Source organism: Bradyrhizobium sp. AZCC 1610, assembly GCF_036924515.1.
In the GTDB taxonomy this organism is placed as follows: Bacteria; Pseudomonadota; Alphaproteobacteria; order Rhizobiales; family Xanthobacteraceae; genus Bradyrhizobium.
The window spans coordinates 2728811-2750528 of the sequence record NZ_JAZHRR010000001.1 but is presented as its reverse complement, the minus strand read 5'-3'; the positions used below and the strand labels follow the sequence as shown (position 1 = coordinate 2750528).

Annotated in this window: 21 protein-coding genes; 12 read left to right on the top strand and 9 right to left on the bottom strand. The window is 62.9% G+C overall.

Going from position 1 to position 21718, the window contains the following annotated elements:
• Positions 1 to 103: 103 nt before the first annotated feature.
• Together V1279_RS13165 and V1279_RS13160 are read right to left on the bottom strand one after the other, a co-directional pair.
• On the bottom strand, positions 104 to 1381 hold the full coding sequence (locus tag V1279_RS13165; RefSeq protein WP_334436267.1) for an ArgE/DapE family deacylase: 1278 nt from the start codon (positions 1379 to 1381) through the stop codon (positions 104 to 106).
• 56 nt (positions 1382 to 1437) lie between these two features.
• The gene (locus tag V1279_RS13160) at positions 1438 to 2103 is read right to left on the bottom strand and encodes a pyridoxamine 5'-phosphate oxidase family protein (RefSeq protein WP_442894888.1); all 666 of its coding nucleotides are present in this window, start codon (positions 2101 to 2103) and stop codon (positions 1438 to 1440) included.
• A gap of 136 nt (positions 2104 to 2239) precedes the next feature.
• On the opposite strand from V1279_RS13160, the gene pdxR reads away from it, so the two are divergent.
• The 3 genes from pdxR (at position 2240) to V1279_RS13145 (ending at position 4251) form a co-directional block, all read left to right on the top strand.
• The gene (pdxR, locus tag V1279_RS13155) at positions 2240 to 3745 is read left to right on the top strand and encodes a MocR-like pyridoxine biosynthesis transcription factor PdxR (RefSeq protein WP_334436264.1); all 1506 of its coding nucleotides are present in this window, start codon (positions 2240 to 2242) and stop codon (positions 3743 to 3745) included.
• A gap of 81 nt (positions 3746 to 3826) precedes the next feature.
• Positions 3827 to 3982, top strand: a complete 156-nt coding sequence (locus V1279_RS13150) for a hypothetical protein (protein WP_334436261.1) — start codon at positions 3827 to 3829, stop codon at positions 3980 to 3982.
• A 14-nt stretch (positions 3983 to 3996) separates the two neighbouring features.
• Positions 3997 to 4251: a DUF6719 family protein gene (locus V1279_RS13145; RefSeq protein ID WP_334446363.1), complete on the top strand. Its 255-nt coding sequence runs from the start codon at positions 3997 to 3999 to the stop codon at positions 4249 to 4251.
• Positions 4252 to 4270: 19 nt separating this feature from the next.
• On the opposite strand, the gene V1279_RS13140 is transcribed toward V1279_RS13145, so the two are convergent.
• The 3 genes from V1279_RS13140 to V1279_RS13130 all read right to left on the bottom strand — a co-directional run bounded on the left by V1279_RS13140 (position 4271) and on the right by V1279_RS13130 (position 5600).
• Entirely contained in the window at positions 4271 to 4720 is a 450-nt protein-coding gene (locus tag V1279_RS13140; RefSeq protein ID WP_334436259.1) for a nuclear transport factor 2 family protein, read from the bottom strand.
• A 272-nt stretch (positions 4721 to 4992) separates the two neighbouring features.
• Positions 4993 to 5397, bottom strand: coding sequence for a hypothetical protein (locus tag V1279_RS13135; protein ID WP_334436256.1), 405 nt, complete (start codon positions 5395 to 5397; stop codon positions 4993 to 4995).
• A 41-nt stretch (positions 5398 to 5438) separates the two neighbouring features.
• Positions 5439 to 5600: a hypothetical protein gene (locus V1279_RS13130; RefSeq protein WP_334436253.1), complete on the bottom strand. Its 162-nt coding sequence runs from the start codon at positions 5598 to 5600 to the stop codon at positions 5439 to 5441.
• Between the two features lie 412 nt (positions 5601 to 6012).
• Between V1279_RS13130 and V1279_RS13125 the strand changes: the two genes are divergently transcribed.
• Positions 6013 to 6309, top strand: coding sequence for a hypothetical protein (locus tag V1279_RS13125; RefSeq protein ID WP_442894762.1), 297 nt, complete (start codon positions 6013 to 6015; stop codon positions 6307 to 6309).
• Between the two features lie 50 nt (positions 6310 to 6359).
• Here V1279_RS13125 and V1279_RS13120 read toward each other — a convergent pair whose 3' ends face one another.
• Positions 6360 to 6908: a CreA family protein gene (locus V1279_RS13120; RefSeq protein ID WP_334436248.1), complete on the bottom strand. Its 549-nt coding sequence runs from the start codon at positions 6906 to 6908 to the stop codon at positions 6360 to 6362.
• A 344-nt stretch (positions 6909 to 7252) separates the two neighbouring features.
• Between V1279_RS13120 and V1279_RS13115 the strand changes: the two genes are divergently transcribed.
• The 7 genes from V1279_RS13115 (at position 7253) to V1279_RS13085 (ending at position 14559) form a co-directional block, all read left to right on the top strand.
• Positions 7253 to 8899, top strand: coding sequence for a L,D-transpeptidase (locus V1279_RS13115; protein ID WP_334436245.1), 1647 nt, complete (start codon positions 7253 to 7255; stop codon positions 8897 to 8899).
• Between the two features lie 86 nt (positions 8900 to 8985).
• The gene (locus V1279_RS13110; protein ID WP_334436242.1) at positions 8986 to 9558 is read left to right on the top strand and encodes a glutathione peroxidase; all 573 of its coding nucleotides are present in this window, start codon (positions 8986 to 8988) and stop codon (positions 9556 to 9558) included.
• Positions 9559 to 9712: 154 nt separating this feature from the next.
• A complete protein-coding gene (locus V1279_RS13105; RefSeq protein WP_334436240.1) occupies positions 9713 to 10654 on the top strand; it encodes a polysaccharide deacetylase family protein in 942 nt (313 codons plus the stop codon).
• A 67-nt stretch (positions 10655 to 10721) separates the two neighbouring features.
• Positions 10722 to 11231, top strand: coding sequence for a dihydrofolate reductase (locus V1279_RS13100; protein ID WP_334446361.1), 510 nt, complete (start codon positions 10722 to 10724; stop codon positions 11229 to 11231).
• Between the two features lie 163 nt (positions 11232 to 11394).
• Entirely contained in the window at positions 11395 to 12483 is a 1089-nt protein-coding gene (locus tag V1279_RS13095) for a TRAP transporter substrate-binding protein (RefSeq protein WP_334436237.1), read from the top strand.
• A 67-nt stretch (positions 12484 to 12550) separates the two neighbouring features.
• The gene (locus tag V1279_RS13090) at positions 12551 to 13144 is read left to right on the top strand and encodes a TRAP transporter small permease subunit (RefSeq protein ID WP_334436234.1); all 594 of its coding nucleotides are present in this window, start codon (positions 12551 to 12553) and stop codon (positions 13142 to 13144) included.
• Positions 13141 to 14559 carry a TRAP transporter large permease gene (locus tag V1279_RS13085; protein ID WP_334436232.1) on the top strand — a complete coding sequence of 473 codons (1419 nt, stop codon included), beginning with the start codon at positions 13141 to 13143 and terminating at the stop codon, positions 14557 to 14559. The genes V1279_RS13090 and V1279_RS13085 overlap by 4 nt, the downstream gene beginning before the upstream one ends.
• Positions 14560 to 14586: 27 nt before the next feature.
• On the opposite strand, the gene V1279_RS13080 is transcribed toward V1279_RS13085, so the two are convergent.
• Positions 14587 to 15039: a DoxX family protein gene (locus V1279_RS13080; RefSeq protein WP_334436231.1), complete on the bottom strand. Its 453-nt coding sequence runs from the start codon at positions 15037 to 15039 to the stop codon at positions 14587 to 14589.
• A gap of 258 nt (positions 15040 to 15297) precedes the next feature.
• Complete coding sequence (locus V1279_RS13075) at positions 15298 to 17607, bottom strand: NADP-dependent malic enzyme (protein ID WP_334436228.1); 2310 nt, start codon at positions 17605 to 17607, stop codon at positions 15298 to 15300.
• A 257-nt stretch (positions 17608 to 17864) separates the two neighbouring features.
• Here V1279_RS13075 and V1279_RS13070 point away from each other — a divergent pair, with 257 nt between their 5' ends.
• Complete coding sequence (locus V1279_RS13070) at positions 17865 to 19844, top strand: hypothetical protein (protein WP_334436226.1); 1980 nt, start codon at positions 17865 to 17867, stop codon at positions 19842 to 19844.
• Positions 19845 to 19857: 13 nt separating this feature from the next.
• Here V1279_RS13070 and aspS read toward each other — a convergent pair whose 3' ends face one another.
• Positions 19858 to 21633, bottom strand: coding sequence for an aspartate--tRNA ligase (gene aspS / locus V1279_RS13065; RefSeq protein ID WP_334436223.1), 1776 nt, complete (start codon positions 21631 to 21633; stop codon positions 19858 to 19860).
• Positions 21634 to 21718: the final 85 nt, after the last annotated feature.

Here is a 21718-nt window from a genome sequence, read left to right as displayed (position 1 = left end):
CTCTCCGCCGTCATTGCGAGCGAAGCGAAGCAATCCATCTGTCCACGCACGCTGAAGCATGGATTGCTTCGTCGCGTTGCTCCTCGCAACGTGGAGAGAGCGTCTACACCCTCTCCACCCCGCACCATTCCGCGATGAACAGCGCGGTCGCTTTGGTCGACTTCCGCAGCGACTCCAGTTCGACATATTCGTTGAAGCCGTGCATCGCCGCGCCTGTCGCGCCGAAGCAGAGGCTCGGGATGTTGTAGTTCAGGCCGTAGAACCGCGTATCGGTCAGCGCGGTGAACGCGCGGTCGGGCACCGTGCCGCCATAGATTGCGCCAAACGCTTTTGCAAATGCGGCTTCCGGCTCGGCGGAATTCGTCAGCTCGTAGCCCTCCGACAGGAAGCCCGACCACTCGACCTGCGGCGGGTTGTTGGAGAGAAAGCGATGGTCGCGTGCGGCCGCCGACACGCAGGCCAAAATCTCCTTCTGGCATTCGGCGATCGACCAGCCCGGCAGGATGGCGATGCGGCAATCGACGTCACACCAGGCCGGCACGCTGGAAGCCCAGTCGCCGCCCTTGATGATGCCGGGATTGAAGTTCAGCGGATGGGCGACCGCCTGGAAGTGACGATCGGCCTTGGCGCGCTCGTTCCAGTCGGCCTCGAGCTTTTGCAGCGCATGAATCAGATGATACGCCGCCATGATCGCGTTGGCGCCGGCGCCGGCCTCGAACACATGCACCGGGAAGCCGCGCACCTTCAGGCGAAACCAGATCACGCCGACCTGCGAGCGCACCATCGTCTCGCCGGTCGGCTCCGGGATGAAGCAGGCGTCCGCGCGGTAGCCGCGCTGCAAGGTCGACAGCGCGCCGACGCCGGTGCTCTCTTCCTCGATCACGGACTGGAAGTGGATGCGCGCTGTGGGACGCAGCCCTGCGGCCTTGATCGCATCCAGCGCATAGAGCGCGCCGATGGTGCCGGACTTCATGTCGCAGGCGCCGCGGCCATACATTTTTCCGTCTTTCACCACGGGCGAGAACGGCGGCGTCTCCCACATATCGAGGGGGCCGGCCGGCACGACGTCACAGTGGCCCTGCAGGATCAGCGATTTGCCGGCGTTGTTCGACGGCCGGTAAGTGCCGACCACGGTGCGCGCTTTGGAGAAGTCGTGCTCGATCGGGCCGAAGCCACGCAGATCCTTCAAATCCCCGACGTCGATATGCCAGTCGTCGACCTCATAGCCGCGCTGGCGCAGGAGGTCGCCGATCATGTCCTGGCACGGCCCTTCGGCGCCGCGGGTCGAAGGAATCGCAACGAAATCCCGCGTCGTGGCCAGTTGCGCATCAAAGCCGGCGTCGACGGCGTCGAGGATTTTTTGTTGCGTATCGGCAGTCATGCGGCGGCTCCAGTCGAGAATTCAAAGAGATCGGGAGCGCACACCCTACCCCGATCTCAGCCGCCCGTGTAATGCGCAAAATGTGCATCCCGCAATGCATCTTCGAGCAGGCGGCCTTCCGAATAGCCACGCAGCGACGCCGGACGCTCGACACCATCGAGAAGCCGCGGACAGGGTTCGGGCGCGCCCAGCACGGTGCGCACCGGAATGCGCTCGGCATAGATGGGCAATTCGTAGTCCTCGTCGTCGTCGGCGACGCCCTTCGACCTGATCTTGGCGGACGCCTGCTCGATTTCCATCGCAATCACCGACGTCGCCTTGATCTCCTGTACCGTGCTTTGCCGCAGACTCGCGGTCCGATCCGGAAAGAAGCGGTCGACCATGGCAACCAGCGCGCGCTCCTTCTCCGCCTCATCGCCTACGAGGTAGGCCGTGCCGAAGGCCATCACGGCGCGGTAATCCGCCGAATGATTGAAGCCGCAACGCGCCAGCACGAGGCTATCGAGGTGCGCGACCGTGAGGCAGACCCGCTGGCCGCCGGACTGGTTCCTCAGCATACGGCTGGCGCTGCTGCCATGCCAGTACAGCCGGCTTCCCTCCCGCCAGAAGAAGGTCGGCGTGCAGTAGGGTTGGCCGTCGACCACGTAGGAAACGTGGCAGAGCATCGAAGCATCGAGCAGGCTGTGAATCGTCGCTCGGTCGTAAGAGCCGCGCTCATGCATGCGCTTGACCCGGTTGCGTGGTGACAACGGGTAGGAAGTGGTGGTTTCGCCTTCGGTTATCACGTCAGTTCCTCTCGGGATTGGCTCAGTAGAAGAAGTTGTACCGGCGAATTTGGTCTGCGATAGTGCCAATTCCATGCGAAAAATTCCGACCAATTCTCCGCCGTCGCGACGCAAGGCCGAGCTGGCGCTCGACCTTTCCGGTCCGCACGTGACGCCGGGCGCCTCCTCGCAGCACCGGCTCTATCAGGCGCTCTGCCACGCCATAACGGGCGGGATCGCAAAACCGGGAGAGCCGCTGCCGCCGCAGCGTACGCTTGCAAAACAGACCGGCTTTCGCCGCAACGCCGTCACCTCGGCCTATGAGCGGCTGATCGCGGACGGCTTTGCTGTGGCGACCGTCGGCTCCGGTACGTTCGTCGCCGCGCGCATTCCGACCCGCGCCAGCGACGCGCGCAAGACCAAGATCGCGATCGAGGCGCCGCAGCAAGGCCCGCTGGCGCTCGGCTGCACCCATATCGATGAAAGGGCACTGCAGCGCTTCAGGTCGTTTGCCGGCCGCCGCCTGCGCGCCTTCGGCACCGAGCACCTTCAGTACGGCGACCCGCGGGGCAGCCGCGAACTCCGCGCCGCGATTGCCGATCACCTGTTGTCGGCGCGCGGGCTGCGCTGCGATCCGGACCAGATCATGCTGACGTCGGGAACGCAGCATAGCTTGAGGATCGTGCTGGGCGCGATTCTCAAGCCCGGCGATCAAATCTGGTGCGAGGATCCCGGCTATCCCGCCGCGCGAAGAGCGATCGGGCATTATGGCCTGCGCCCCGTCTCCGTGCCGGTCGACGCCTCAGGCATGATCGTGGCCAGGGGCCGGGCCCTCGCACCGTCGGCGGGCGCGGCGTATGTGACGCCATCGCACCAGTTTCCGCTCGGCGTGCAGATGTCGATGCCGCGGCGGCTGGAATTGCTCGAATGGGCAAGGGATGCCGGCGCCTTCGTGATCGAGGACGATTACGACAGCGAATTTCGATACGACGGTGCGCCATTGCTGTCGCTCGCCGGCATCGATCACCTCTCGCGCGTCATCTACATGGGCACGTTTGCAAAGACACTGTTTCCCGGATTGCGCATCGGCTACTGCGCGCTGCCCGAACGGCTGGTCGGGCCGGTGGCGACGGCCCGCGCCGCGCTCGACCGCTTTCCCGGCACGCTATTGGAGGGCGCGGTCGCAGACATGCTGAATTCGGGCGCGTTCGCGGCAAACCTGCGCAATGTGCGCGGGATCTATCGCGAAGCGCGCGACTTCCTGGCTTCGACGTTGTCGGCAGCATCGGACGGACAGCTATCGGTACCGGTACCCTCGCAGGGGCTGCATCTGGTCGCGCGGTTCGATCCATCGACTGATCCGCGCGTCGCAGCGAAGGCAAAGGCCGATGCCGGCGTCGCGGGCTGGCTCTTGGCAGAAACCTGTTTTCGCGCGCGCCCGCTACCGGGCTTCGTCCTCGGCTTTGCCGGCCATCCGATCCCGCAACTGATTGCATCGGCCGAAAGACTGGCGGAGGCATCGCTGGCTGCCCTGCGGGCAAACCGCAAAGCGAACAGCGGAACCGGCGTACGAAGGCTGAAGTCCGCGACAGGGCCGTAGCGGCGCAGCACTGCCCGTGCTCTATGAGAATCGCCGCCGCGTCACTAAGCTCGCCGTGCATCATCATGACGGAACCACCGGATGCCCGGCAATCGCAATGTCCTCCTCTATCTCATCATCGGCGTGTTGATCGTCGCGGTCGGCGCGCTCGGCTACAATCTCTATAAAGCCAAGCAAGAACCCGAGGGCCTGCAGATCAATGTCGGGCCCGATGGGCTGAAGATCAAGACCAAGTGAGCGAGGCCGGAATGATGACGACAAAGGCTGCCCGATCGCTTGCCCTGCCCGCCGGCGTCGCGCTGTGGCTCCTTACGAGTCCCGCCCTAGCCCAGGTGGCCTCGCGCGAGCAGGACATTATCGACCTGCGGCTCGGCCAGCGCGTGCTGGTCGACGATGGGTCGTGCCCTGCCGGACAGATCAAGGAGGTCCAGGGCTCGCAGATGACCACCTCGGGCGTGCTGCGCACCCGCAAATGCATTCCGAGGCTCGGAACGAAGAAGCGATAGTGGGCGGCGCGACAGCGCGCTAGAACATGCCGTTGGTGTTGGCGGCCTTCTCCGGAATCTCCTGCACGACGTCCCAGTGCTCGACGATCTTGCCGTTCTCGAGCCTGAAAATGTCGACGATGGCGCGGCCGCGCGTACCCTTCTCGCGGACGCTGTGAACGTGCACGATCACGTGGTCGCCGTCCGCAAAGGCACGCTTGATCTCGCTGCGGGAGTCCGGAAATTTCTCGCGCAGGAATCCGAGGAACGCCTTGAAGCCTTCGATACCGTCCGGCGCCGTCGGATTGTGCTGAATGTAGTGCGGTCCGAAGAACTTCGCGGCGGCGTCAAAATCCTTCCGGTTGAGCGCCGCATCGTAGAATTCGAGCACGGCCTTCTTGTTGGCTTCCTGGTTCGCAGCGTCGGCGGCGGACGCCGAAGATGTGGCCAGTGACAATAAGCCGATAAGGCCGATAAGAAGAGATCGCATGATAGCTCCCTTGTGCAACCGATCTCGATAGCAAGCCTATACTACCAACTTCCGTATTTGGCGATGACTCCCCGCCACAGCGCGCCGCGTTTGCGCTCGAAGGTCTCCTTGCCGATGCCGGCGTTCCTCGTGGCGGCGGTGATCACCATGCGGCGAAGCCGCCGTCTTCAGCGTGTCGTGCTGTAGGATGCAGCCGAGGTGACTGAAGGATCCGACGCGGCCGCGCTCGTCATCAAGCCAGTTGGCGCGAGCCGGATCGGGTAGCCGGCCGCTTACTGGTTCGTCGCCGGCTCGAACATGCATTGCAGGGTAGGCTTGGCGATTTTGGTGAAGGTCGGGCCGATTTCGGACTGCTTCGACGGCGGCACCCAGGCGGTCTCGATCGTCGGCACCCCGGTCTCGCTGATGCCGCGCAGCAGCGCCTCGCGCAGGTCGGCATCTTCCACGGTCGCGGCGGCGTGGTCGTGCAGACAGCTGCAAACGCTTTCGGGGTGCGCCCAGCGTCCGACCATATGGGGCGCGCAGAGCCGCACGAACTCGCCGCGCGGATCGGGCACTTTGAACAGGGAACGGAACGAGGTCTGCGGCGGCTGAAACTGGAGTTGAAGCTGGGCCTGCGCCGCTCCGCTGAGAAGGAAGAACGTCAGGAATACGGCAGAACAGATACGTAGGAACATACAGGGCCTTTGTCGGCGATCTTGCAAAGGATCCGCCTCACTTAGTTGGCGGCCACGACCATCGGCTGGGACGCCGACGTCGCAACCGGCGAGCCATTGTAGGCAAAGGTGCCGACACCCGGCAGAGCCTGGTCCGACGAACCAGCCATCGAGGGACCCGCCAGGATGAAGGCGAAGGCGAGGATGAAGCTGATGGTCCGCATCTGACTGTCTCCGGTGATCCCTGTCCGGCGGCGCCCCGCCGTCTCGTTGGCTACCTGATAGCCGTCGGCTGTTTCCGGCCATCTGCGCCAAAAACGGAAAATGGTTTCATCGCGCAGGAGAATTGTTTCGTCGGCGCTGCCGGACGAAACAATAGCGGGAAAAGTTCAATGAATTCAGCCGGGACGCATTCACTTCGGATGATCCGGCTGAACACCGCAGGCAGCTAATCAGGACCGCTTTGGCGCCCGTCCGGTCGATGAGGACAGCCTCGTTCACTGGCTGATCGGATGAACCGAAGCTTCGGTCTGGCCGACTCACTCGAATGCCGTGCAACCTTGCGCGCGCTTGTGCGTTGTGACCCCTCCTCAACGCTTGTGCGTTGTGACCCCTCCTCAACAAAGGATGGCAGTCGTGGGTAGTGGCAACAACGATGTTGGCAGTGCAACCCCGACCCGCAAACCCGGCCAGCCGGCGGTTGAAAATTCGTCGGTGAGTAACGGCTCCGAACTGCGGATCGATCCTTCCCTGAAGACAGGGCGCCAAGGGAAAACTCCCGCAAGCCTTTGTGGTGCGATGTCGCAGCAAGGCAGCGAATTTCGCGGCAACGTGTCGGCGCCGCAAAAATTCGTGCAGCTGGTCGGTTGCCGTGACCGCAAGGTCGGAACCGGCCTGGAGGCCCGCCAATATTCCAATCCGGTCAAACGGTAAGCCCGAAGCCCTCATCCCGGATCCGATCCGGATCCCGGCTGGCATCGGACTTACTGAATGAATTCACCGCATTTCTGAACCGCGGCATCGGCTGCCCCCCAAGGCATGATCGGTACAGAGGAGGTCGAGTTTTTGGGTGAACCCTCGATCAGCTTGTCCGAATAGACCATGTAGACCAGCACGTTGCGCTTGGCGTCACAGCCGCGAACGATCTGCATCTTCTTGAAGAACAGCGAGCGGCGCTGGCGGAACATGTCGTCGCCCTGGTCCATCTTGTGCTTGAAGCGGATCGGCGCGATCTGGCGGCAGGCCAGGGAGATGTCCGAGACCTCTTCGGCGAGACCGAGCCAGCCCTTGAAGCCGCCCTTTTCCGGCACCGTGAAGTGACAGGCCACTCCATCGATTTCCGGGTCGTCGACGGCGTAGGTCGCGAGCTTGTCGTTCGGGCTCATCCACTTGAACACGGTCGAGCGGCGAAAGATCAGGTCGGGCTCATCGGCGGCCGACGCCGGGGCCGCGTGCCACAATGTCAGCGCCAACACCACCAAGGCCACACTTCTCCACTTCCTGTCACACTTAACGATAGCCTTGGATGTCATTGAAATCTCCGCTGAAGGGCTCGCCGCCTATGTAGTGCCGGAAAGCCGGACAGGAAGGCCGCTGGGGATTTGGACGCCGCAGTACCGCCTTATGGATGGCGTCAGATTGACCAGGCGCCGTTTAACGGAATGTGAGGCTTTTTTGCTACGATCGGAGCGAAAAGCGCTGAAATTATAAGGCTTACGCTGGTGAACGCTTTTCGCCTCTGCGACAACAAATGAATACGCAGGACAGTAGATTCGAGTAACCGGGTTTGAGGACTATGCGCGTGAGCGGGCATCGATTTTTCAGTGCGAGTATTGCGGGCACAGCTATTTCGAAGCAGCGATTTTGGCAGATTGCCATGTTGACTGCGGCCGGCTCCGTCGCCGCCGCTCCCCAGGTGGATGCCGCCGCCCTGTTCTACTGGCAGGATTCCGACCCTGGTTACTACCGGCCCGCGCCGATGGTGCAGCCGCGCAAGCCGAAGGCACGTCGGCCATCAGCCAAGACCGAGGCGGCCATCAAGGAAACCAACGCCAAGCCGCAGGGGCCGCTGATCATCGCGGTCTCGATCGAGCAGCAGAAGGTTCGAATCTACGACGCCAAAGGATTGTTCGCTGAAAGCCCGGTGTCGACAGGCATGAAGGGTCATTCGACCCCGATGGGCGTGTTCAGCATCATCCAGAAGCACAAGATGCACCGCTCCAACATCTACAGCAACGCACCGATGCCTTACATGCAGCGCATCACCTGGTCGGGCGTCGCGATGCATGCCGGCGTATTGCCCGGCTATCCGGCGTCGCACGGCTGCATCCGCATGCCGACGGCGTTCGCCATGAAGATGTGGAACTGGACCAGGATGGGCGCGCGCGTCATCATTACGCCGGGCCAGATCACGCCTGCCAGTTTCACGCACCCATTGCTGGTGACGCAGAAGGTCGTGCCGCAGCCCCTCATCGCCAACGACCCGGCGACCGACGCGCCCGCGGTGAAGAGCGACAAGGGCGCGGACGCTGGCAGCGCGAGCAAGCCTGCGAATTCCAGTCTTGCGAATTCGGAGGCGAGCCTGGATCTCCGATCGACTGTCGGGCACGCGGCGCCGTTGCGCGAACAGACCCACACGGTGGATGCCAGCCGCGCGCGGCCAGCGATCAATGGCGTCGTGACCATGTTCGATGCGACGCCGTCTGCTAACTCGGCTGACAGCAGCGAACCCACAAAGACCGATATCGCCGCAAGCGAAAGCGCGAAGACCGAGGACAAGCCCGGCGAGGCGGAAATCGAAGTCAGTTCGGAAACGAAGTCGGAAGAGGTGAACGCCGAGGCTCCCACCGCTGCGATTGCCAATGCGGCGCCTGCCAAGGCGGAAGCGCCGAAGGCCGAGGAAGCCAAGACTAACGAATCCAGGAGCACCGAAAAGCCCGCTGAGCCCGTCAAGGCAGTCGCCGATGCGCCGGCTGGACCAGCCGTTGCACCCGACGTGAAGAAGGATGCGGCGCGTCTGCCCGGCGCGGAAAAGGCCGCCAGGGCCGAACCGCCGAAGCGTCCCGGCCAGATCGCGGTGTTCGTGAGCCGCAAGGATTCCAAGCTGTACGTCCGCGAGAACTTCAAGCCGCAGTTCGACGTTCCGATAACCATCGCGCCGAGCGACCGGCCGCTGGGTACGCACGTCTTCACCGCCGAGGCCGACAAGAACGATCCCAACCTGTTGCGCTGGTCAGTGGTCTCGCTGCCGGTCACGGCCCGCAATGCGGCCCGGATCGATAATGCCGACCGTGCCGCGCGGCGCGGCAAGATGGCCGGCGCCGAGGCGAAGCCGCTGCCGGTGGCGAACAGTCCCGCCGAGGCGCTGGACCGCATCGCCATCCCTGAGGATGCGATGGCGCGCATCGCGGAGTCGTTGACGACCGGAGGCTCGATCATCGTGTCCGACCATGGCATCAACCAGGGTGGCGAAACCGGCGAAGGCACTGATTTCATCGTCCCGCTGCGCATGGTCCAGCCATAACGGCTTGTTGAGGGGCAGCGGCCCGCGCGTTGCGCTATGCTTTGCGCGGTTGAACCGCATCCCGAATCTTTTCATCGAGGCTTTTCATGATCGACCGCAGGAGCGTGATGTCAGCGGCGCTGGCAGCGATCGCAGCCGTCACCTCGAACAGGCAATCCCTGGCGCAGGCCGGCATGAGCCGGATCACGGCTTATGCGTTTTCATTTCCGGGATTGGCCAGCGGCGATATCAGGCTGGCCGAATTTGCCGGCCGGCCGCTCCTGATCGTCAACACCGCTTCGCTCTGCGGCTTCACCCCGCAATATGGCGGGTTGCAGGAATTGTGGACCGAGTTTCACGGCCGAGGCCTGATGATCATCGGCGTTCCCTCCAACGATTTCGGCGGCCAGGAGCCGGGCGGCGTGACCGAAATCACCGCGACCGCGCAGAACCATCACGTCACCTTTCCGATCGCCGCGAAGGCTGTCGTCAAGGGACCGAACGCGCATCCGTTCTACAAATGGGCCGCGGAAGCGCGGCCGAAGGATGTTCCACGTTGGAACTTCCACAAATACCTGATCGGCCGCGACGGCCATATCGCCGACGTATTCCCGCAATCCGTCGACCCCGTGGATTCACGGGTAAAGACCGCCATCGCACGGGCACTCGCCGACTCCTGAATTAACCCGATCGAGGACAAATCGGCCAGGGGTCGTGACAGCCGTTGCGTTGGCGCGCCCCCTCCATCTAAGGTACTGTCCGTCAACGGATGGTGGCGGACCGGATCACGGCAAAGCCGCGACCCGGGAGCGGGATTCGAATAAGGAAAGCAAGATGCGCATTCGGGCAGGGATGATTTTTGCTGGCGCGATTTCGCTGCTGGCATCGAGCGCGGCGTGGTCACAGACACCAGCCGCCAAAGGCGTGGCCGCTCCGCAGGCGGCTCCAGCACCGATCCCTGCAGCAGCGCCCGCCCCCACCCGTCCGCCCTGCAACAATCCCAACGCGCTCGGCATCGGCCGCACGGTCGAAATCGACACCACGGGCGGCCCCGGTTTCGGCTTCGAGCATTTCAAGGATCTCGACTTCCTGCGCGACAAGGAAGTGGTGCTGACCTTCGACGACGGCCCGTGGCCGGTGAATACGCCTTCGGTGCTGAAGACGCTCGCGGAAGAATGCACTACCGGCATCTTCTTCCCGATCGGCAAGCACGCCACCTATTATCCCGAAATTCTCAAGCAGGTGTTCGCGGCGGGTCATTCCATCGGATCGCATACCTGGTCGCATGCGGCGCTCGTCAACAAGAAGCTGAACGAGCAGCAGCGCAAGGATGAAATCGAAAAAGGCTTCAGCGCCGTGAAATGGGCGCTCGGCGGCAAGGCGCCAGCGCCGTTCTTCCGCTTCCCCGCGCTGCAACACCCGCCGGAGATGGTGACCTATCTCGGCGAACGCAACATCGGGATATTCTCCTGCGACCTCGATTCCTTCGACTTCAAGGCGAGCAAGGCGCAAACCATCATCGACAACGTGATGCGCAAGGTCGAGAAGAACGGCAAGGGCATCATTCTGATGCACGACTTCCAGAAGCATACCGCGGAAGCCCTGCCCGAAATTCTGAAGAAGCTGAAGGCCGGCGGTTACAAGGTGGTTGCGATGCGCGCCAAGACGCCGGTGCAGACCATCGTCCAGTATGACGAAGACATCGTCAAGGATCTGAAGTTGCCGACCGTGAGCTCGCGCCCGGTTTCCAGCGTCGTGCAGACGATTTCGGAATAACGCGGCGCGACACGGACCCGTGCCGGCGCTGCGTATCGAAGGCTATGTCATCGTCTCCGCGGACGGCATGCTGGCCGACGCGCGCAATGTCATGCCGGACGAATTGAAGTTCGAGGGCGACAAGGCGTTCTTCACCGCCGCCCTCGACCGCGCCGACCTGATCCTGCACGGCCGCAATTCCTACGAGGACCAGCCGAACTCGCCGCAACGCCGGCGGATCATCCTGACGCGGAAGGTAGACGCGATCGCGCCCGATCCGGCCAATCCGAAAGCCACGTTGTGGAATCCTGCGGGCGCGACCTTCGAAGCTGCCTGCGCGCATGCAGGAGTACGTGACGGCACCGTTGCGATCATCGGCGGCCCCGGCGTGTTCGGCATGTTCATGGACCGCTACGACGCGTTCTGGCTCTCGGTGGCGCCGCTTGTCCGCCTGCCCGGCGGCGAACCTTGCTTCCCCGGCGTGCCGGCACGTTCTCCGCAGGACATCCTGACCGCGCATGGGCTGCGCGCCGGCGAGCCGCAGATGCTCGACGCCGCCCACCAAGTCACCGTCACGCCGTGGCGGCGCGGCGCCTAGGGCGTCATCCTTTCGTACAATCAGCCTCACCGTAAGCCAGCTCGGCCAGAGATCGCTTGACAGTACGCGGCCGCAGTTCCAACCTGAAAAGAAAAAATAAACAAACCATTACCATCGGGAGGACCACAACATGTTGAGGCGCGCTTCAACTATGATTGCAGCGGTGACCCTTGGACTTGTCACCGCCTTCGTTGCACCGGTTCACGCTCAGACTACGGAAAAGCCGTTAGTTCTAAAGGGTCAGTCGACCCACCCCGCATCCTCGAACTTCCATCTCATCTTCAAGTTGTGGGCGGAGACCGTCGAAAAGATGACGGCCGGACGTCTCAAGATCGAGACGCTTCCGGCGGGCGCGATCGTGCCCCCGTTCGAGGTGTTCGACGCCACCTCCAAGAACGTGCTCGACGTCGGCATGGGCCCGTTCGGCTACATTCTCGGCCGCAACACCGCGACGATACCGATGTCGCACGGTCCGCTATACGGCATGGACGGCTCGGACTACTGGGCCTGGTACTATGACGGCGGCGGCATGAAGCTGCTCGACGAGTTCTACCGCGACGTCCTCAAGCTGAACGTCGTCGGCTTCCCGATCCCGACCGACTACCCGCAGGGAATGGGCTGGTTCAAGAAGGAGATCAACAGCCTCGCCGACCTCAAGGGCTTGAAGTACCGGATCTATGGCATCGGCGCGGAGACCTACGGCAGGCTCGGCGTGTCGGTCGTCACCATTCCCGGTGGCGAGATCGTGCCGGCGATGGAACGCGGCGTGATCGAGGGCGCCGAATGGATCAACTGCGAGGAAGACAAAAAACTCGGTCTGCACCAGGTTGCCAAGCACTACTACACGCCGGGCATGCACGAGCCGGTCACCGGCGGCCAGTTGATGATCAATGGTGACGTCTGGAAGAAGCTCACGCCGGACTTGCAGGAGATCATCAAGGTGGCGAGCGTTTACGCCACGACGCAGCGCAACTTCGCCTTCAACCGCGAGACGGCGCACGCTTGCCAGGAACTGATCAAGATGGGCGTCCAGATGCATCGTACGCCCGACGAGATCCTGAAGAACTTCCTCGACGAGTGGGAGAAGATTCAGGCCGAGCATGCGGCGAAGAACCCGTTCTACCGGAAGGTCATCGATAGTCAGAAGGCTTATGCCGAACAGATCGTGCCGTTCAAGCTTTCCTGGTTCCCGCCGTACAACTTTGCGGGCGAGTACTACTGGAAGAACAAGATCTACCTGACCAAGAAGTGATCTCTCTGTAACGGAGCTGCTGGCGTCCGAACCGCCGGACGCCAGCACTGTCTGAAGAGGAGCGGTTATGTCCGCGGACACCAGCAGTGCTTCGGTCGCCAGCAATCCGGGCGGCGAGTTCCCGCGCGCTTTTTACTCGATCATACGGGCGATCGACCGCTTCACTGATGTGACCGGCAAACTCATCGCCATGTCGATGTTGTTTCTGGTGGTGACGATCTCCTACGAGGTCGTCATGCGTTACGGGTTCGGCGCGCCAACCGTTTGGGTCTACGAATCCAGCTTCATGGTCAACGGCGCGGCCTTCATGCTCGGATCGGGATACGCGCTGTTGAAGGGCGCGCATGTTCGCACCGACATCTATTGGGAGAATTACTCGGAGCGGAAGAAGGGCATCGTCGACCTGATTTCCTATCTGTTGTTTTTCTATCCGGCCATGATCACGTTCATGCTGATCAGCTATGACGACGCCTTGCACTCCTATGACACCGGCGAACGGTCGCAGGAAAGCGTTTGGCGCGCGATCATGTGGCCCTTCCGGGCAACAATCCCGCTGGCGGCCCTTCTTCTCATGATCCAGGGCGTGTCCGAGGTCCTGAAGTGCTGGTACCAGGTCCAGTTCGGGCGCGAGTTCGAGCACAAGGAAAAGATCGAGATATGACGGGACTCGAACTCCTCGGACTTGCCATGCTCCTCGTGATGCTGGGGGCGATCTTCATCGGCCTGCCAATCAGCTTCACGCTGCTGTTCCTGGCGCTGTCGTTCGGCTACGTCGGCATGGGAGAGCGGGTTTTCAACCTTGCCTACCTTCAGACCATCGGCCTGATGAAGCAGGACGAACTCGTCGCGGTGCCGATGTTCATTCTGATGGGATTCATCTGCGACCAGGCCGGACTGATGGAGCGGCTGTTCAAGGCGTTCCGCGATCTGTTTGCACCGATCAATGGCGCGCTCTACGTGGTCGTCATCCTCACGGCGACGCTGTTCGGCATCGCCGCCGGAACCGTCGGCGCGACGGTCGCTCTTCTCGGCATCATGGCCGGGCCGATGATGATCCGCGCGGGCTACGACGTGCGCATGTCCGCCGGCGCCATTGCCGCCGGCGGCACGCTCGGCATCCTGATCCCGCCGTCGGTGATGCTGGTGGTGATGGCGCCGGTGCTCGATATCTCGATTATCGACCTCTATGCTGCGGCGTTCGGCCCGGGCTTTCTGCTGTCCGCGATGTTCATCGCGTACACCCTGATCCGTTGCTACTTCAATCCCAAGCTCGGCCCGCCGGTGCCGGTGGAGGAGCGGCCCGCTTCGATGCGGATCGTGCTGTGGGAATGCGTGGTCGGCCTCGTGCCGGTTACGGTGCTGACGATCGTGACGCTCGGCGCCATCCTCGCCGGGATCACGACGGCCGCGGAGGCGGCCGCGTTCGGCGCATTGGGAGCTATCTTCCTTGTCATTGCCTACGGCCGGTTTTCATGGCGAGGCCTGCTGGATGCCTGCTACGCCACACTCGCAACGACCAGCATGGTGCTGCTGCTCGCGGTAGCCTCCAATGTGTTCGGTTCGGTATTCTCATGGCTTGGCACGGCAACCTGGATGACCAATGCCCTGCTCGCTTCGCCGCTGCCGCCCTGGGGCACGATGTCCCTGCTCCTGACCCTGATCTTCCTGCTCGGCTGGCCGTTCGAATGGCCGGCCATCGTCTTCATCTTCCTGCCGATGCTCGCGCCGGTCGCCAAGGGTCTCGGCTACGACATGATCTGGTTCGGCTGCATCGTCGCGGTCGTGCTGCAGACCGCCTTCCTGTCGCCGCCGGTCGCCATGTCGGCCTATTATCTCAAGCAGGTCGTCAAGGAATGGAACCTGAGGCTGATCTACCGCGGCATGGCCGACTTCATGGTGCTGCAGGTCGCTTGCGTGGCGCTGGTGCTGATCTTCCCGGCCATCGCGATGTGGTTCCCGCAATGGCTGCAGGCGCGCAGGATGGCGGCGCGCACCGCGCAGATCGAGTACGTCGCGCCGCCGCCGAGCGCGACGGTGGCGTTGAAAGAGCCACCCGCCATCATCAGGAATTTCTGATTTTGTCTGAAGTCGCGGATACCGGGCTCAGACGTCCCCGTAGGCCGGTTCATTCGGCCGCGGCCCGCGGCCGTATCCTGCGATCATGAACAGCGCGCCGATGAGCGACAGGTTCTTCAGGGCGTCGATCAGCGTCTTGGCGTTTTCGGGCGCCGGCTGGTTCCAGAAGTCGTGGAAATAAAAGGTTGTCGCCAGCACGAAGAAGATCAGCATGATCGCGAAGAAGCGCGCGCCGAAATTAACTGCGATCATCAGGCCGGCGAGGACCTCGAAGCCGCCGGCGCCGAACGCCAGCAGTTGCGGCATCGGCATGCCCGTCATGGTTTCGAGCTGCGAGGTATAGGGCAAGAGCAGCGCCGGAATGGTCACCTTGGATGCAATGAAGTCCGCCGTCTGCTGAATCGCGAAGAGCTTGGTCGCTCCCGTGTACATGAAGAGGACGGCGAACAGGACTCGCCCGAAGGTAACTAACGCTGGCATGGGATCGGCCTCACTGAATGGCATGCAAAGATAGCAGGCGGCGCGAAACGATTATGGGCGTTTCGCATCCGCTTTTCAAACGCTCAAATCGAAACCATCCGCGCAGGAGCCTGCGCAGACCCCAACCAGACCTTCTGATAGAAGCAGAACCAAGGCCCTTTTTTGGCCATAGCGATTTCGAGCGCGGATACATTCCGCGCAGAAAAACGCGCCAGAACAAAAGGCTAGATCCCAGTTTTGATTCAATCTGAACCGGATCTACCCAAACAACGTCGGCTGCTGGCGGCCGGCGCGCTCCTGGGCTTCGACAGCGGCAACCGCCGTCATGTTGAGCACGCCGCGTGCCGTCACCCCCGGAGTCAGGATATGCGCCGGACGCGCCGGCCCGATCAGGATCGGCCCGACCGGCAGCGCATCCGCCAGCGTCTTGATCATCTGGTAGGCGACGTTGGCGGTGTCGAGGTTCGGCATGATCAGGATATTGGCGTCGCCTTCCAGGTTGGAATGCGGCAGCACGAGCTTGCGCGCCGCGGCCGAGAGCGCGGTATCGCCCTGCATCTCGCCATCGGCCTCGATCTCCGGATGCTTTTCCTTCAGCAGCGCGGTGGCGCGGCGCATCTTGCGCGAGGAGTCGGTGTCGTAACTGCCGAAGTCGGAATGTGACACGAAGGCGACGCGCGGCTTCATGTTGAACCGCTGCACGTGGATCGCCGCGAGCGAAGCCATCTCCGCGAGTTCTTCGGCGCTCGGATTGGGCCGCACCTGGGTATCGGCGATGAAATAGGAACCCTTGGTGGTGATCATCATCGACAGCGCCGCGAAATCGCTGACGCCAGGCAGGAAGCCGATGATCTCCCGGACATGGCGCAGATGGCTCATGTAGCGGCCCTCGACGCCGCAGATCATGGCATCGGCCTCGCCGCGCACCACCGCAAGTGCCGCGATCACGGTGTTGTTGGTGCGGACCACGGTACGCGCGGCCTCAGGCGTGACGCCGCGCCTTCCCGCCATGTCGATATAGGTCTGCACATAGGAACGATAGCGCGGATCGTCCTCGGGATTGATGAGGTCGAAATCCTGCCCGGCCTTGATCGAGAGGCCGAACCGCTTGAGCCTTGCCTCGACGACGGAGGGACGTCCGACCAGGATCGGCCGCGCCAGTTTCTCTTCCAGCACGACCTGCGTCGCGCGCAGCACGCGTTCGTCCTCGCCCTCGGCGTAGATCACGCGAACCGGCTGGGTCTTGGCCTTGGCGAAGACCGGCTTCATGACAAGGCCGGAGCGGAAGGCGAAGCGTTCCAGCAGCGCGGTATATTCCTCGAAATTCTTGATCGGGCGCGTGGCCACGCCGGAGTCCATCGCAGCCCTCGCCACCGCCGGCGCGATACGCAGGATCAGCCGTGGATCGAACGGGCTCGGGATCAGCGAGCCCGGGCCGAACCCTTGCGTCTCGCCGCTGTCAAAGCCCTGCGCCACCGCATCCGACGGCGGATCGCGCGCGAGCTGCGCGATCGCGTCGACCGCGGCATGTTTCATTTCCTCGTTGATGCTGGTGGCGCCGACATCGAGCGCGCCGCGGAAGATGAACGGAAAGCACAGGACATTGTTGACCTGGTTCGGGAAGTCGGAACGCCCGGTGCAGATCATCGCGTCGGGGCGCGCCTTGCGCGCCTCGTCGGGCATGATTTCCGGATTAGGATTGGCCAGCGCCATCACCAGAGGCTGGTCCGCCATCGACTTGACCATATCAGGCGTCAGTACATTGGGCGCGGACACCCCCAGGAAAATATCGGCGTCGCCGATTACGTCTGCCAGCACACGCGCGCTGGTCTTCTGCGCATAGACCGCCTTCCAGCGGTCCATCAGCGTGTTGCGGCCCTCGTGCACCACGCCGTCGATGTCGCAGACCCAGATGTTCTTGCGCTGCGCGCCCAGCGAGACCAGGAGATTGAGGCACGCGATCGCCGCAGCACCGGCGCCCGAGCAGACGATCTTCACATCCGGCAACTTCTTGCCGTTCAACAACAGCGCATTGACGATCGCAGCTCCCACAATGATGGCGGTGCCATGCTGGTCGTCGTGGAACACCGGGATCTTCATGCGCTCCTTGAGCTGCGCCTCGATCTCGAAGCATTCCGGTCCCTTGATGTCCTCGAGATTGATGCCGCCGAAGGTCGGCTCCAGCGCCGCCACCGTCTCGACCACGCGCTCGATGGTGTCGGCAGCGATTTCGATGTCGAAGACGTCGATCCCGGCGAATTTCTTGAACAGGACCGCCTTGCCTTCCATGACGGGCTTCGAGGCCAGGGGGCCGATATTGCCAAGCCCCAACACCGCGGTACCGTTGGAGACCACGGCGACCAGGTTGGCCCGGGAGGTCAGCGACGCCGCTTCGGCGGGATTGTTGGCGATTTCGGTGCAGGCTGCAGCGACGCCTGGCGAATAGGCCAGCGCGAGGTCGCGCTGGTTGGCGAGCGGTTTTGTCGCCTGGATCTCAAGTTTACCCGGCCGCGGCAGCCGGTGATACGCAAGCGCCGCGGAGCGGAGATCTTCGGAATAGGACGACATGCACTCCCCCACGGGCTTTCTCGACCCCGAATTACTTCCGGCGGCCGGTCTTCATTCGAACCGTTAGTTTTGCGGCAGATTTAGCCAGATGTGAAGCACGGGCGACCACTTGGATGCAACATCCGAAAGCGTCCCCATCAACAGGGGCATCGACGGAAAGCGCTAAAGCCGATAGCATATTTTCCTCTCTATCCCCTTCCCTTGACCGACATATGGCAATTTTGCCTCCCGCGATGCCGGCGTCCGGAGCACAACTGATGGTCAAGATACTGATGGGCCTGGCCGCCGTGGTCGTGATCGCGGTGGGTGGCTTCTTCGGCTTCGAGTTTTATACGCAGCACCGGATCACGAGCGAGATCGAGGCCGCGTTCGCGCAGATTCGCGCCACAGGCGGCAAGGCAAGTCACGGCAAGGTGTCGTTCGACCTGCGCAGCCGGACACTCAGGATAGACGATATTGCGACGGAATCGGCCACGCAGCCGCCCGTAAGCGTCAAGATCGCCAGCATCACAGCCTCCGGTGTTGGTCAACCGGATGCGACGCGCTTCTCGGCCGCCGCTATCGAGGCGAGCGACCTCGAACTCAATACCAGGATGCCTGCAGCGGATTGGCAAGTCACCTACAAGGTGCCGCGGATCACAGCTAAGGATTTTTCCGGACCGACAAGCCCGCCGCGGCCACCGGCATCATCGTCGATAATCGACCTATATCGGTTGCTTATCGAACAACTTGGTGGGGTCACCGCATCCTCGATCACGGCGCCCAGTGTTGCCGGCACCATGAACTCCGGAAGCCCAACGCTGGGGAACGGAGAATTCGCCTATTCCAACCTTGCGCTGCGCGACATCAAGGCCGGCAAGGTCACCGCTGTCACGATCGACCGAATGACATTCACAGGGACTACGCAGCCGAAGGGCAAGCCAGAGAAGGTCACCGGTGAGCTGGCAAATCTCGCTGCGCAGGACGTCGACATTGTCGCGGCCGCGACAATCCTCGATCCGCAGCGCGCCAACGACGACCAATACTACCGCGTCTACCGCCAGATTACCGCCGGCCCCTATACGATCACCTCAGGGCAAGGCCCAAAGGTGCGTATCGAGGGGCTGACGGCCGAGGATATCGGGGCGCGACCCTCGCGGCTGCAATTGGCTGCGCTTCTCGCAACGATACCGTCGGGCGCGGCGCAGCCTACGCCGGCGCAGGCGCGCGAAATGATGGAGAGGGCGGCCAAAATCTACGAGGGCGTGCGCATCGGAAATGCCGAGATGCGCGGCTTTTCGATGGATATGCCGGAGGGCGGCTTCAAGCTCGCCTCGATGCGCTTCAGCCTGGAGAACGGAAAGACCGGCGAATTTGCGCTCGAGGGTTTTGACGGCCGTACACCGCAGGGTCCCGTCAAGCTCACCCGCTTTGCCCTCAAAAGCGTGGATGTCGCCGGTTTGTTGCGTATGACGGCGCTGCTCTCAAATCCGGCGCAACCGCCACCGCCTGACCAAGTGCTCGGCATGATCGCCCTGCTCGAGGGCGCCGAGCTCAAAGGCTTCACTGCGCCCTACAAGAACACCGGCAGACCGATCAACGTCGATCTCGTCAACCTCGACTGGGGACAGTTCGTCGGACCGATCCCGAGCAAGGCGCGGCTGACCGCGAAGATGTCCGGCCCACTCGACGCGACGCATCCCAACCAGCGAATGCTGATTGCCGCGGGCCTCGACAAAATGGCGATCGATCTCGATCTCGGCACGGCATGGACCGAAGCATCACGCTCATTCGTGCTGGAGCCTGTGACGTTCGAGCTTGGCGGTATGCTGAAAGCGTCCGCAAGAGTTTCGCTCGCCAACGTGCCGCGCGAGGTGTTCTCGATCAATCCGCTTCAGGCAGCCGCCATGGCGACGCAAATCGAGGCCGGCACCGTCGAACTCACCGTGCGCGATTTGGGTGGCGTTGATCTCGCAGTCGCCCACTATGCCCGTATGCAGAACATCAGCCGCGACGCGGCGCGGCAGGCCATCGTCCAGGACATCAGGGCCAGCGGCGCCAAAACGGCAACCAGCAATCCCGATGCAGAGGCGTTCGTGGACGCGCTGGCGCGCTTCATCGAGACGCCGGGGACAACACTCACGATCAAGCTCACGCCGCTCGGCAAGGTGCCGGCAATGCAGCTATTCCAACTGCTTCAGACCGATCCGTTCATTGCCTTGGCGCAGTTTCGGCTGGAGACCACGACGGCGCTCTGAGCCGTCGCGTGCCCTACCCCTTGTCCGGCAGATTGAGCCGGATGTGAAGCTCGCGGAGTTGCTTCGGTCCGACTTCCGATGGCGCGCCCATCAGCAGGTCCACGGCCTGCTGGTTCATCGGGAACAGCGAGATTTCGCGCAAATTGGTGGTGCCGCACAGCAGCATCACGATGCGGTCGACGCCGGCCGCCATGCCGCCATGCGGCGGGGCGCCGTACTGGAACGCGCGATACATGCCGCCAAAACGCTCGACGACGTCCTTTTCGCCATAGCCCGCGATCTCGAACGCCTTCACCATCGCCTCGGGACGGTGGTTGCGGATGCCGCCGGACGCGATCTCGTAGCCGTTGCAGGTGATGTCGTACTGGAACGCCTTGATGGTCAGCGGGTCCTGCGTCTGCAACGCGTTGAGGCCACCCTGCGGCATCGAGAACGGGTTGTGCGAGAAGTCGACCTTCTTGTCTTCCTCGTTGTACTCGTACATCGGGAAGTCGACGATCCAGGCGAGTTCGAACCGGTCCTTGTCGATCAGGTTCAATTCCTCAGCCACCTTGGTGCGGGCGAGGCCTGAAAACTTCCAGAATTTTTCCGGGTCGCCGGCGACGAAGAACGCCGCATCGCCCTCCGTCATGCCGAGCTGCGCACGGATCGCAGCCGTGCGCTCCGCGCCGATGTTGTTGGCCAAGGGACCCGCGCCCTCGCCGCCCTCGCGCCACATGATGTAGCCGAGCCCGGGCTGGCCTTCGCCCTGCGCCCACGAGTTCATGCGGTCGCAGAACGCGCGAGAGCCGCCGGCCGTGCCGGGGATCGCCCAGACCTGGTTCTTGGGGTCTTCCAGCATCCGCGCGAACACCTTGAAGCCGGAGCCGCGGAAGTGCTCGGAGACGTCCTGCATCACGATCGGGTTGCGCAAATCCGGCTTGTCAGTGCCGTATTTGCGTAAGGCTTCCGCAAAGGGAATCCGCGGCCATGATTTGGTGACCGGCTTGCCCTTGGCAAACTCCTCGAAGACGCCGGTGACAACAGGCTCCATCGCCGCGAACACGTCGTCCTGCGTGACAAAACTCATCTCGACGTCGAGCTGATAAAACTCGCCCGGCAGGCGGTCGGCGCGCGGATCCTCGTCGCGGAAGCATGGCGCGATCTGGAAGTAGCGGTCGAAGCCCGACATCATCAGCAGCTGCTTGTACTGCTGCGGCGCCTGCGGCAGCGCGTAAAATTTGCCGGGATGAATGCGCGACGGCACCAGAAAATCCCGCGCGCCTTCCGGCGAGGAGGCCGTCAGGATCGGGGTCTGGAACTCGAAGAAGCCCTGCTCCTTCATCCGCTTGCGCATGGAATCCACGATCGCGCCGCGAGTCATGATGTTCTGGTGCAGCTTCTCGCGACGGAGGTCGAGGAACCGGTACTTGAGCCTGATGTCTTCAGGATATTCCTGCTCGCCGAACACCGGCAGCGGCAGCTCGGCCGCAGGCCCCAGCACCTCGATCTCGCTGACATAGACTTCGACCATGCCGGTCGGCAGTTCCGGATTGTCGGTGCCCTCGGGGCGCCGCCGCACCTTGCCGTCGATCCGCACCACCCATTCCGAGCGGAACTTTTCGACTTCCTTGAACGCGGGCGAGTCCGGGTCGGCCACGCACTGGGTGATGCCGTAATGGTCGCGCAGATCGATGAACAGCACGCCGCCATGGTCGCGGATACGATGGCACCAGCCGGAAAGACGGGCGGTCTGGCCGATGTCGCTGTCGCGGAGCGCGCCGCATGTATGTGACCGGTAGCGATGCATGGAATTCCCAAAATCAGATGTCGGAGGTCAGAATCGGAGGCAAAAGCCGGGTCCGAAGTTGCGGAGGGTTTACCCGACGCGGCCG

Bases quoted from the DNA above. Each gene is read 5' to 3' on its own strand.
- V1279_RS13090 (WP_334436234.1), top strand. From the start codon at position 12,551: ATGTCCGCGGACACCAGCAGTGCTTCGGTCGCCAGCAATCCGGGCGGC.
- V1279_RS13080 (WP_334436231.1), bottom strand. From the start codon at position 15,039: ATGCCAGCGTTAGTTACCTTCGGGCGAGTCCTGTTCGCCGTCCTCTTC.
- V1279_RS13100 (WP_334446361.1), top strand. From the start codon at position 10,722: ATGCTGGCCGACGCGCGCAATGTCATGCCGGACGAATTGAAGTTCGAG.
- V1279_RS13135 (WP_334436256.1), bottom strand. From the start codon at position 5,397: ATGTTCCTACGTATCTGTTCTGCCGTATTCCTGACGTTCTTCCTTCTC.
- V1279_RS13145 (WP_334446363.1), top strand. From the start codon at position 3,997: ATGACGACAAAGGCTGCCCGATCGCTTGCCCTGCCCGCCGGCGTCGCG.
- V1279_RS13140 (WP_334436259.1), bottom strand. From the start codon at position 4,720: ATGCGATCTCTTCTTATCGGCCTTATCGGCTTATTGTCACTGGCCACA.
- V1279_RS13150 (WP_334436261.1), top strand. From the start codon at position 3,827: ATGCCCGGCAATCGCAATGTCCTCCTCTATCTCATCATCGGCGTGTTG.
- V1279_RS13070 (WP_334436226.1), top strand. From the start codon at position 17,865: ATGGTCAAGATACTGATGGGCCTGGCCGCCGTGGTCGTGATCGCGGTG.
- V1279_RS13110 (WP_334436242.1), top strand. From the start codon at position 8,986: ATGATCGACCGCAGGAGCGTGATGTCAGCGGCGCTGGCAGCGATCGCA.
- aspS (WP_334436223.1), bottom strand. From the start codon at position 21,633: ATGCATCGCTACCGGTCACATACATGCGGCGCGCTCCGCGACAGCGAC.
- V1279_RS13165 (WP_334436267.1), bottom strand. From the start codon at position 1,381: ATGACTGCCGATACGCAACAAAAAATCCTCGACGCCGTCGACGCCGGC.
- pdxR (WP_334436264.1), top strand. From the start codon at position 2,240: ATGCGAAAAATTCCGACCAATTCTCCGCCGTCGCGACGCAAGGCCGAG.
- V1279_RS13160 (WP_442894888.1), bottom strand. From the start codon at position 2,103: ATGCATGAGCGCGGCTCTTACGACCGAGCGACGATTCACAGCCTGCTC.
- V1279_RS13120 (WP_334436248.1), bottom strand. From the start codon at position 6,908: ATGACATCCAAGGCTATCGTTAAGTGTGACAGGAAGTGGAGAAGTGTG.
- V1279_RS13105 (WP_334436240.1), top strand. From the start codon at position 9,713: ATGCGCATTCGGGCAGGGATGATTTTTGCTGGCGCGATTTCGCTGCTG.
- V1279_RS13115 (WP_334436245.1), top strand. From the start codon at position 7,253: ATGTTGACTGCGGCCGGCTCCGTCGCCGCCGCTCCCCAGGTGGATGCC.
- V1279_RS13130 (WP_334436253.1), bottom strand. From the start codon at position 5,600: ATGCGGACCATCAGCTTCATCCTCGCCTTCGCCTTCATCCTGGCGGGT.
- V1279_RS13075 (WP_334436228.1), bottom strand. From the start codon at position 17,607: ATGTCGTCCTATTCCGAAGATCTCCGCTCCGCGGCGCTTGCGTATCAC.
- V1279_RS13085 (WP_334436232.1), top strand. From the start codon at position 13,141: ATGACGGGACTCGAACTCCTCGGACTTGCCATGCTCCTCGTGATGCTG.